Source organism: Wohlfahrtiimonas larvae (assembly GCF_002006755.1).
GTDB classification, from domain to species: Bacteria; Pseudomonadota; Gammaproteobacteria; order Cardiobacteriales; family Wohlfahrtiimonadaceae; genus Wohlfahrtiimonas; species Wohlfahrtiimonas larvae.
Window position 1 is genome coordinate 1 of record NZ_MVDO01000084.1, and the last position, 2,242, is coordinate 2,242.

Below are 2,242 nucleotides of genomic sequence, written 5' to 3' on the forward strand. Positions count from 1 at the left end.
CTAACCCAATTGGTGTTAAAGTTAGCCAAAAAATGTCAGGCGATGAATTGATCCGCTTAATTGATGCATTAAACCCAGAAAATGAAGCAGGTCGATTAACATTGATTACACGCATGGGTGATACTAATCTATTAGAATACTTGCCTGCTTTACTTCGTCGAGTAAAAGCAGAAGGCCGCAATGTTGTTTGGATTTGTGATGCGATGCATGGAAATACTATCAAAACAGATAATGGCTATAAAACACGTCCATTTGATCGTATTTTGGCTGAAGTTACTGCTTTCTTTGATGCACATAATGCAGAAAAAACTCATGCAGGTGGTGTTCATTTTGAAATGACAGGCAAAGATGTCACTGAATGTACAGGTGGTGCTCAAAATATTACTGATGCGGATCTATCTAGCCGTTATCATACACATTGCGACCCTCGTTTAAATGCTGCACAAAGTCTTGAGTTAGCATTCTTGACAGCAGAAAAACTGAACGAACATAAGAAAATCATGGCTGATTATTCTACAAAATAATCTGTTCTTTTTAGTTTTTAAATGGGCATGCTAGAATATGCCCATTTCGTCAACTCTAGGAGCTGAGTTTTGAACCCTAATTTTTTAAGTTTTGAAGCACCCATTTTAGAACTAGATGCTAAAATCGAAGCATTAGAGAGCGCTGCGTCACAAGCAGGTGCTGATGTTACAGATGCGTTAGCAGAATTACAAAAACAAAGAAAAAATGAGATTACATCTATTTTTTCTAAATTAACGCCATCTCAAATCTCACAAGTATCTCGTCACCCTCTTCGCCCTTATACTTTTGATTACATCAAATATTTAGCATCAGACTTCCAAGAATTACATGGTGATCGAGCTTATGCAGATGATAAATCAATCATCGGTGGCTTAGCTCGCATTGATGGTCGCCCTGTTATGATTATTGGGCACCAACAAGGTCGTGATACTAAGGAAAAAATTTCACGTAATTTTGGTATGCCACGCCCTGAGGGTTATCGCAAAGCATTACGCTTAATGAAATTAGCAGAACGTTTTAATGTACCAATTGTAACTTTTGTTGATACTCCGGGTGCCTATCCTGGTATTGGTGCTGAAGAACGTGGACAAAGTGAAGCGATCGCACGCAATTTATTAGAAATGAGTAAGTTAAAAGTGCCTACCATTTGCACAATCATCGGCCAAGGTGGTTCAGGTGGTGCATTGGCAATTGCTGTAGGTGATCGCGTTATGATGCTTCAATACTCAACCTATTCTGTAATTTCACCAGAAGGCTGTGCATCTATTCTTTGGAAAAGCGCTGAGAAATCTATGGAAGCTGCGAATGCAATGGGTATCACAGCAGATCGTTTGTCTGAATTAGAATTGATTGATCATATTATTCCTGAACCCGAAGGCGGTGCTCATAGAGATCATGAAGCAGTTGCTCTCTCTGTAAAAACACAAATCATCCAATACTTAGATGAATTAAAAGATTTACCTGAAGATCAGCGTTTAGAACAACGTTATGATCGTATTATGAAATTTGGACGTTTTAAAGGTTAATGTCTTTATGAAAGACAATAATATGCTAACAGAGCGACTTTTGTCGCTCATTGAACGTATAGAGCCATTGATTCCTCAAACTGCTTCACTAGTAGATTTTGAGCAGTATGCAGCATTTCGCTGGGTTCCTGAACAAAAATGGCGCCCTGCTCATTTGATACCCATTGAACAATTTGCTGAAGTTCAATTCACTGAACTCATTGGTGTTGATGAAAAAGCTGCCATCATTCGCCAAAATACAGAGCAATTTTTACATCAATTACCTGCGAATAACGTTCTCTTAACAGGATCTCGTGGTACAGGCAAATCATCTTTAATCAAAGCAACATTAACAGAATTTGCCCGAAGTGGACTCAAAATGGTAGAGATTGATCGTGATGCACTCACTGATCTCACTCAATTGATCACTCTGCTTAGCCAATCATCTCATCGATTCATTATTTTTTGCGATGACCTTTCATTTGAATCAGATGATTCTTCATATAAATCACTCAAAGCATTATTAGATGGCTCTTTAATGAATCCACCTGATAATATTCTATTTTATGCAACCTCTAATCGTCGTCATTTATTACCTGAATACATGAGTGACAACCAAAGTGCTAAAATGGATACTAAAGGTGAAATTCACTTAGGCGAAGCTATTGAAGAAAAAATTTCATTGTCTGAACGCTTTGGAATTTGGTTAACAT

Annotated in this window: 3 protein-coding genes; all 3 read left to right on the forward strand. The window is 37.9% G+C overall.

What is annotated here, in order from left to right; translation table 11 throughout:
* The coding region (locus tag BZK14_RS05330; protein ID WP_143691361.1) for a 3-deoxy-7-phosphoheptulonate synthase at nucleotides 1-524 on the forward strand (524 nt) is incomplete at its 5' end.
* Nucleotides 525-593: 69 nt separating this feature from the next.
* Nucleotides 594-1,550 carry an acetyl-CoA carboxylase carboxyl transferase subunit alpha gene (gene accA / locus BZK14_RS05335; RefSeq protein ID WP_077925528.1) on the forward strand — a complete coding sequence of 319 codons (957 nt, stop codon included), beginning with the start codon at nucleotides 594-596 and terminating at the stop codon, nucleotides 1,548-1,550.
* 7 nt (nucleotides 1,551-1,557) lie between these two features.
* On the forward strand, nucleotides 1,558-2,242 hold a 685-nt coding region (locus tag BZK14_RS05340; protein ID WP_077925529.1), incomplete at its 3' end, for an ATP-binding protein.